General features: G+C 36.7%; 7 protein-coding genes and 1 pseudogene. 5 read left to right on the forward strand and 3 right to left on the reverse strand.

What is annotated here, in order from left to right; translation table 11 throughout:
* Position 1 precedes the first annotated feature (1 nt).
* A complete protein-coding gene (locus tag E2K98_RS26820; RefSeq protein WP_133339588.1) occupies positions 2 to 808 on the forward strand; it encodes an alpha/beta fold hydrolase in 807 nt (268 codons plus the stop codon).
* A 127-nt stretch (positions 809 to 935) separates the two neighbouring features.
* On the opposite strand, the gene E2K98_RS26825 is transcribed toward E2K98_RS26820, so the two are convergent.
* Positions 936 to 1970 (reverse strand): phosphodiester glycosidase family protein, encoded by a 1035-nt coding sequence (locus tag E2K98_RS26825; protein WP_133339590.1) that lies wholly within the window; start codon positions 1968 to 1970, stop codon positions 936 to 938.
* A 336-nt stretch (positions 1971 to 2306) separates the two neighbouring features.
* On the opposite strand from E2K98_RS26825, the gene E2K98_RS26830 reads away from it, so the two are divergent.
* Positions 2307 to 2780: a hypothetical protein gene (locus E2K98_RS26830; RefSeq protein ID WP_133339592.1), complete on the forward strand. Its 474-nt coding sequence runs from the start codon at positions 2307 to 2309 to the stop codon at positions 2778 to 2780.
* Positions 2781 to 3154: 374 nt separating this feature from the next.
* Here E2K98_RS26830 and E2K98_RS26835 read toward each other — a convergent pair whose 3' ends face one another.
* Complete coding sequence (locus E2K98_RS26835; protein ID WP_235824942.1) at positions 3155 to 3601, reverse strand: DMT family transporter; 447 nt, start codon at positions 3599 to 3601, stop codon at positions 3155 to 3157.
* A gap of 211 nt (positions 3602 to 3812) precedes the next feature.
* On the opposite strand from E2K98_RS26835, the pseudogene E2K98_RS26840 reads away from it, so the two are divergent.
* Both E2K98_RS26840 and E2K98_RS26845 read left to right on the forward strand, forming a co-directional pair.
* A pseudogene (locus E2K98_RS26840) lies at positions 3813 to 4124 on the forward strand (LysR family transcriptional regulator); the annotation flags it as partial.
* Between the two features lie 230 nt (positions 4125 to 4354).
* On the forward strand, positions 4355 to 4807 hold the full coding sequence (locus E2K98_RS26845) for a GNAT family N-acetyltransferase (RefSeq protein ID WP_133339594.1): 453 nt from the start codon (positions 4355 to 4357) through the stop codon (positions 4805 to 4807).
* 259 nt (positions 4808 to 5066) lie between these two features.
* Here E2K98_RS26845 and E2K98_RS26850 read toward each other — a convergent pair whose 3' ends face one another.
* Complete coding sequence (locus tag E2K98_RS26850) at positions 5067 to 5561, reverse strand: RrF2 family transcriptional regulator (RefSeq protein WP_133339595.1); 495 nt, start codon at positions 5559 to 5561, stop codon at positions 5067 to 5069.
* 191 nt (positions 5562 to 5752) lie between these two features.
* Between E2K98_RS26850 and E2K98_RS26855 the strand changes: the two genes are divergently transcribed.
* Entirely contained in the window at positions 5753 to 6199 is a 447-nt protein-coding gene (locus E2K98_RS26855; RefSeq protein WP_133339597.1) for a carboxymuconolactone decarboxylase family protein, read from the forward strand.
* Positions 6200 to 6424: the final 225 nt, after the last annotated feature.

Consider the following 6424-nt stretch of genomic DNA (forward strand, 5'->3'; position numbering starts at 1 on the left):
GATGCCATTTTTCAAAACCAAAGAACGTTTGCAACTGTTTTACCAAGAATGGGGAACAGGCAATCCGGTAGTTTTTGTTTCTGGATGGTCACTAAGTTCTAGAATGTGGGATTATCAGAGAATTTTTTTAGCAGATCAGGACTTAAGGTGTATAGCATATGACAGACGTGGTCATGGGCGTTCCGATGATCCGGGGAACGGGTACGACTTCGACACCCTGGCAGACGATCTCGCTGCACTGATTGAATACCTGGATCTTCGAAATGTCACGCTTGTAGGTCATTCTATGGGTGGTGGTGAAGTGATTCGATATCTAACACGTCATGGCAACGATCGGGTGGACCGTGCAGTGCTTGTCTCTGCCATTGTGCCACTTTTGATGAAAACAGAGGATAATCCTAAAGGAGTATCCAAAGATGTCGCAGAAATGGTGCGTGAAACGTGGAAACGAGACTTTCCAAATTGGTTACGTCAAAATGAGCTGCCATACTTCAATCGTTCTGATACCAGCGCAATTGGTGAATGGACTCGGTGGGATATGTTGCAGACATCGCTTAAAGCAGTGGTTGAGTGTAATAAAGTGATCATTGAAACGGATTTTCGCGAGGAGATGCGGTCCATATCTGTACCTATACTCATTATCCACGGTGATAAAGATCGATCAATCCCGGTAGAAATCTCCGGCCAAAAGTCAGCAATGTTATTACCCAAGAACCGGTTTATTTTGTACAAAGATGCCCCGCATGGACTATACATCACACATTCAGACCGGCTAAATAATGACCTTTTAACATTTATTAAAGGTTAGAAATGAAAAGATAATAGAATGAAATAAAGTAAGTATGAAATACGGAAAAATGATAATGTTAAAAATAATAAATGTCAGAAAAACCATGAAAAAACACCTTCACAAATGAGTGAAGGTGTTTTTTCATTTAATGCGGAATCACAATCCATGCATTGGGTAAATAACGCATGCCTACAGAAGTCTGGGTAGCTGGTTTTAGCTGAAGTACTCCATCCTTGATCATCGTAGTGGATCCTCCGCCATCCATGGCAACCGCGTTGGTAACGTGGTATTTCTCAAATAAATGAACGATATCAGACATGGTGGCACCCCGATGAGTTTTATCCCAATAATAACGGCCATCTGTGATAATCATGACGATGCTTCCGTTTTTTGCTTGACCAATGGCCGTCCGTGGTGCCCATCCCCAGGCATCATCAATGTTTGATGTTACTTGGTTTTGACCGTTGACAATCAATTGCGGACCAAAGCTTACCGCATCACGAACTCCCAAATTCTCTAGTTGGTTTACGGAATAACTTCCTGTGATAAACTCGCCATTTTTTAAAATTGCACCTACAAGCTGAGGCACTTTGTAGCCATGTGGAGAATTTATAACCTTACCATTGATGATAACGATCCCTTTTGGCTGGGCCCCGGAACCATTTCCTTTTGGATCATAAAATCCCCCGCCATTAATCCCTGCAACTCCATTATTTTCTTTAATCAAATCAGATAATGGCTGTCCTTTGGTAGAATACTTCGTTCCTACAAGGTGAACGGTTGTGGGATCAGGAACCACCATAACTTTTGCTGTGAAATTAGCTGTATTAATCGTGTCCACGTTAACCGATTCCTTCTTGCCAGTGGATTCCTTTTTATCTTTCGTTACTACAGGAGTAACTGACGATTGCTTAATCGGAGGGTGTAACATGGCTTGATACAATTCTTTTATTTCCGACTGTGGAAGCAAAAAACTCAAGTATTTCACATACTGAGGATGCTGTGATGAAAGGACAGTCCCAACGGTCATTCTTCGAAGTTGGTGTCCTTTATTTGTCCCATATAAAAATTCGCTACCGCTTAAGAAGAGTAGCAAAATCAAAATGACAATAATACGCCAAACTGTTAATTTGAGTGGATGGCGTGGAATATAGTTTCTTTTAGTCGTACTGAGTTCCATACCATTTCACCTCTTATAAATATTTTTCCGAACGAATTCGGGTGGGGAATTTGAAAACTTTAGATTAATGTGTTGAACTGTTAAAATAACGTTCTCCATTATACGTTATACAGCTAATTGTTTTAAGTCCCATTTCATTTCCTTAAAAGGTATTATTTTACTGATCCTAGAGGAGCTACTTCGGGGCTGTCTGAAGCAACACGGATTCGGACACGATGGCTCTTGGCATCACCTTAAAAGTATTACTTATTGTGCTATTGTGGCAGAATAGCGAAATAAACAAGGAGAAATACTAAATTTAATAATTCATTTTGGAAAAGAAGGGGGGAAATTCATATGTCATTGAAAAAACATTGGTTACTTAATATCGTACTGATATTACTCTCCTGGCTTACAATACCTTTATTAGGATGGCGGACTATAAAGAGATTTTTACCAGCCTCAATCCTTGCTGTTCTAATATGTAGTTTGGATGCTCAAATTGGAAAAAAACGCAGATGGTGGTCTTTTTATAATAAACCACAGTCCTTTTTTCAAAATGAATTTCCTTTTCTCATTGGCCCAATGCTGGCGATGGCTTTATGGACATTAAAATGGGGATACGGAAATTTTAAAAAGTTTATTATGTTAAACGTTATTGGCGAAGCAATTTTTGTATCTCCAATAACAAGGTTGTTCACAAAATTAAAACTATATAAATTAGTTCAATTTAACGAATTTCAATTCTTTCTATATTTCTTTTACAAGGCTTTTTGTTTATATGGATTTCAATATCTTTTTGAAAAATACAAGAAAACTAATGATTATTAAAGCAGCGAGGTGCGACTCTTCAATGAAGGTTGCCTTTTTTTATTCCAAAAGGGGAATTATGGAATTTTGTACTTAAATTCCCCAAACTGGATTAAAAAAATCAAGCAAGATACCAAGATGATAGGTATGGATTATGGGGTTGAAATATCCTTCTATATATATACAATTCAAAAACCGCTAAAAATTAGCGGTCCTATTAACTATTAGCTATTAAGTGGTAAAGTAAAAAAAATCCATCCTTTGAGACTTTTAGTTCTCCTTAAAGGATGGATTTTTTACCCGTACTAAGACCTTAGGGAAACAAAGTAATCATAGTTTGAATGTAATTACTTTTATTATTTAGTTATTTAAGAAACTTTGTCTAGTCGTTTCGTCTATAGGGCTTCATCCATAACATTTGATTCAATTTTGTTACTTTTACTATTTACAAACCATATTCCTACCAGTACGAGAAAAATCCCTGCTAACGTTACTATTTTTAAGGCTTCATGCAAAAATATACATCCGGACAGAACTCCTACGACAGGCACAAGTAATAAAGAAATGGATGCTTTGCTTGCTTCTGTACGGCTTAAAATATGATTCCACATCACAAACGCTAGGGCTGAGGCAACAATCCCCGCAAACAGAATATAAACGACCGGCATGAATCCCCAATGCGATTCACCGTGTTCAAATGAAAGAAAATAGACCAATAAGCCCATCGCCCCAATCGTCATTTGCCAAGTGGTATATTGAATACTATTACAATGCTTTAATTTCAGTTTGAACAGCAAGTTTGCTACAGCCCAAGAAATAGCGGAGCTTAATGCCAGTAACATAGCCCAGAGGGATCCTCCTAAATGGATATTCATAGCGAGAAATAAGCCAACTATCCCTAGAACAATTCCAAACGTCTTTCAGTTCTGACCTATAGTATGCCGCTATTTTTATCGATTATGGCTCATAAGTGGATTCCTGAAGAACAGTTGACGGCAAATATAAATATCGTAGTTTTAAGTCGAAAAACGACTTAATTAGGAGGGGAATAGTTTGGAACTACGTCAGATTGAATATTTCACGGTAGTGGCTGAAGAGTTGCATTTTGGTCGAGCGGCAATGCGCTTACAAATGACACAACCACCTTTAAGTCAACAAATTTTGGAACTTGAGAGGGAACTAGGAGTGAAGCTGTTTGAAAGATCAATGCGGCATGTAGAGCTGACAAACGCTGGAAGGGTTTACTTGAAAGAAGTTCGCCAAGTACTTACCCTATTAGAGCGAGCAAAGATTGCTGCTCAAAGGGCACAGATGGGAATCCTTGATCGGTTAGTGATTGGATTTGTCAGATCTGCCACATTCGATTTCGAACAGAAATTTTGTGAAAATGATTGATTGTGAAAGAATACACTTATACTAATGACTACGATACTTCAAGAAGAAGTCGCCTTTTTTCTTTTAAATAAAAAAATTGTATAAAATTATACTTAAACTCTCGCAGGTTAGTGTAATAAAGATTGAATGGTAAAATTATGAGAAATGCACTACACGATGGGACTGATCAATAGTGATTTTTATAAAGGAGTTGTGAGAAGTTGAAATATCGTAAAGCAAATAACGAGGATATTGATCTATTGGTGGAGTTAAGAAAAAAGCAATTAGTTGATGAAGGTATAGAACCTAATATAGATATTGAAAAGGAACTATATGTTTTCTTTAAAAATAAACTAAGCGATGGTACTTTAATTCAATGGCTAGTGGAAGATAAAGAAGAGATTATAGCTTGTGGTGCAGTAATTTTTTATGAATTTCCACCTAGTTACACCAATAAGACTGGAAAAAAGGCGTATATCGCAAATATGTATACGAATGAAAATTATCGTGGGCAAGGAATCGCTACAAAGCTGTTAACGAAGTTAGTTGATGAAGTGAAGATTTCAGGCATTTCAAAAATATGGCTTGGGGCTTCAAAAATGGGGAGACCAGTGTATAAGAAGTTTGGTTTTACGGAAACGGATGAATTTCTAGAATTAAATATTATTAAATAATTTGTGAAGTATAATACTCAAACGACCATATTTTAATAATACAATTTTAGACCCTGTCTAAAGTAACGGGTACGATATTCAAGAAAGAGATCGCCTGTTTTCTTTTGCACAAAAAAGATTGTGAAATGATGGACTTAAACGATCGTTAGTTGAAGGTTGGTTCAAATTATTCATAGAAAATGGAACGATGCGTTTTCCTTGAACTAAGCAAAAAACCTCTCTAAATTCCTGTTAATTTAGGAATTTCACGAGAGGTTTTTTATATGTTGTTGCTCTTCGAAAAATATTTCTGAGTATCTTCACGTATTTGTTTGGGTAAGACACGATCAAGCTCTTTATTTAACCATGACAGTGTTTTACTACGCAAGTAATCACGCATTTGTTCTTCTGCAGAGAGCATAACTAAATTGATGGTGCAAGAGGAGGGAGCTGAACAGCAGTTTTCTCTATACAATAATCCATTGTCTTTAATATTTTTACATTGAAAAATAGGTTTAGGACCCTCAACTGCTTCAATTACATCCCAAAAGGAAATATCTTCTGGGGACTTAGCTAACCTATATCCTCCCTTTACACCAGGCACAGAACTTACAATGCTTGCCCTAGATAATTTACCAAAAACTTTTGAAAGAAATGTCTCGGAAAGTCCTTGGAATTCTGCCAATTCCTTAATCCCAACACTTTCATCGGAAGGAACGTCAATTAAATAAACCAGACAATGTAAAGCATATTCAACTCCGACACTATACTGCATATAAACTCACCTGCTTTTTATTTTAAGGGCTATCAAATTGTATCTTAGGAATATTTAGAGTATTAGTCAAATAAAAGAAGTCTCTTTTGGGTAACTCAGATTCATTTGACAAAAATAATTATAGTCTATATTATAGACAATGTTAATCGTCGATTAAATAAGTCTTTTATTTATTTAAGGAGGTAATTAAATTGGAACAACGAGTTGATTATTACAATGTAGCACCAGAAGCACTTAAAATAATGATGGAAATGGAGAAGTATACGAAAACAACAGGCATAGACCGTAAACTTCGTGAACTTATAAAAATTCGGGCTTCACAAATTAACGGATGTGCATTTTGTTTGAATATGCATACAGCTGATGCTAGAAAAATGGGAGAAACGGAACAACGTTTATATTGTATTGGTGCTTGGAGAGAGTGCACATTTTATACGGATGCAGAAAAAGTAGCTCTTGAGTTGACAGAATACGTAACTTTAATCCCCACAAAACGCGTGCCAGATGAGCTTTATCAAAGAGTACGTGAACATTTTGACGAGAGACAATATGTAGACCTTGTACTGATTATTAATCAAATCAACAGTTGGAATAGAATTTCTATTGCAATGGGGAATACAGCAACCTTGACTACTTAAACAGAATGTAGAGGTTTCTTTTTCAAATAACGAGTGCACTAATACAAGAAGGGAAGGTTGCTGTGGCAGCCTTTTTTTATTGAACTGATATGAACGAAACTGTCAACCCACCACACCCAAATGTTTTTATTTAGCGTTTTATTCAGTATGAATAGAGTTATTCCTTGTTCAACTTATAGACCAAATATCCTTTCGGATCTAGCTTGTCAAGGGCGCACTTTCCCT

The organism is Bacillus salipaludis (assembly GCF_004358205.1).